This window comes from Staphylococcus massiliensis CCUG 55927 (assembly GCF_000298075.1).
Classification (GTDB): Bacteria; Bacillota; Bacilli; order Staphylococcales; family Staphylococcaceae; genus Staphylococcus; species Staphylococcus massiliensis.
Genome location: NZ_JH815593.1, coordinates 1,199,460 through 1,201,025, shown reverse-complemented (window position 1 = coordinate 1,201,025; position 1,566 = coordinate 1,199,460). Strand labels below are relative to the sequence as shown.

Here is a 1,566-nt window from a genome sequence, read left to right as displayed (position 1 = left end):
TCTCGTTTAGCCGAAATTTTGGTAAAGAAGCTGCGATGTTTGCTGGGTTTCAACATAGTGTCGACTGTGATGCTGTTGTAATGATTGATGCGGATTTACAACATCCACCCGAGTTAATTCCGGGTATGATTAAACATTATAAAGAAGGCTATGATCAAGTTGTCGCGAAGCGTAATCGTGATGGCGAAAAGTATACGCGTAAGAAGACAACGCAATTGTACTATAAATTGATTAATTACTTTGTTGAAGATATTGAGTTAGAAGATGGTGTCGGTGACTTTAGATTGCTTAGTCAACGTGCAGTTGAATCTCTAACGTCTCTTGAAGAGTATAATCGTTTTTCGAAAGGGCTTTTCGAGTGGATCGGATATAATACGAAAGTGATTAAGTTTGATAATGTGGAGCGTGAAGCGGGCGAGTCGAAATGGTCGTTTAAGCATTTATTGAACTATGCGATTGATGGTTTGATTTCGTTCAATAATAAACCGCTCCGCTTGATGATTTATTTAGGACTTTCGATATTTGGGTTGAGTATGTTGTACTTGGTTTATTTGTTCATTCATACGTTGATGCGAGGCGTAAATGTGCCTGGTTATTTTACGACGATTGCTGCTATTCTGTTGATTGGCGGTATTCAGTTGATTTCGATCGGTGTAGTTGGTGAGTACATCGGTAGGATTTATTACGAGGTTAAGCGACGACCGATTTATATTGTGCAAGCTTCTAATCTGAAGTACGAGGAGCGCAATCGTGAAGCGAGAAGTGTGCGAACGAATATCCGTAATTAGAGTAGAGGTTCAGTAGGTTCGAGTAGGTGTTGGTTGTCGGGCGGGCTGTTGGCGACTTGTGAGGTTGTCACAAGCTGTTAAGCGAGGCGTTAGCAACTAGTGGAGTTGTGACAAGTTGGCAAGCGCGCCTTTAGCGACTAGTGGAGTCGCGACAAGTTGGCAAGCGCGGCGTTAGCAACTAGTGGAGTCGCGACAAGTTGGCAAGCGAGGCGTTAGCGACTAGTGGTGTAGTGACAAGTTGGCAAGCGAGGCGTTAGCGACTAGTGGTGTAGTGACAAGTTGGCAAGCGAGGCGTTAGCGATTAGTGGAGTAGTGACAAGTTGTTAAACGAGGCTTTAGCGTCGGAATGGAAGAGTAAAACCGACGCAAAAGCCGAATAGCGTCGGAATGGTCTACTGAAATCGACGTAAGAGCCAAGTGGAGTCGCGACATGGCTGTAAATCCGCAATAAGAACCAAGTGGAGTCGCGACATGGCTATAAAACGGCAATAAGAGCCAAGTGAAGTCGCGACATGGCTATAAAACGGCAATAAGAGCCAAGTGAGGTCGCGACATGGCTGTAAAACGGCAATAAGAGCCAAGTGAAGTCGTGACATGGCTGTAAACTACGCGATAAGAGCCAAGTGGAGTCGCGACATGGCTGTAAAACCACCATAAGAGCCAAGTGAGGTCGCGACATGGCTGTAAACCCGCGATAAGAGCCAAGTGGAGTCGCGACATGGCTGTAAACCCGCAATAAGAGCCAAGTGAGGTCGCGACATGGCTGTAAACCCGCGAT

Annotated in this window: 1 protein-coding gene; it reads left to right on the top strand. The window is 45.7% G+C overall.

The window, feature by feature from the left end:
- Nucleotides 1-788: glycosyltransferase (locus tag A33S_RS11650; RefSeq protein ID WP_037556700.1), on the top strand; the 788-nt coding region annotated here is incomplete at its 5' end.
- Nucleotides 789-1,566: the final 778 nt, after the last annotated feature.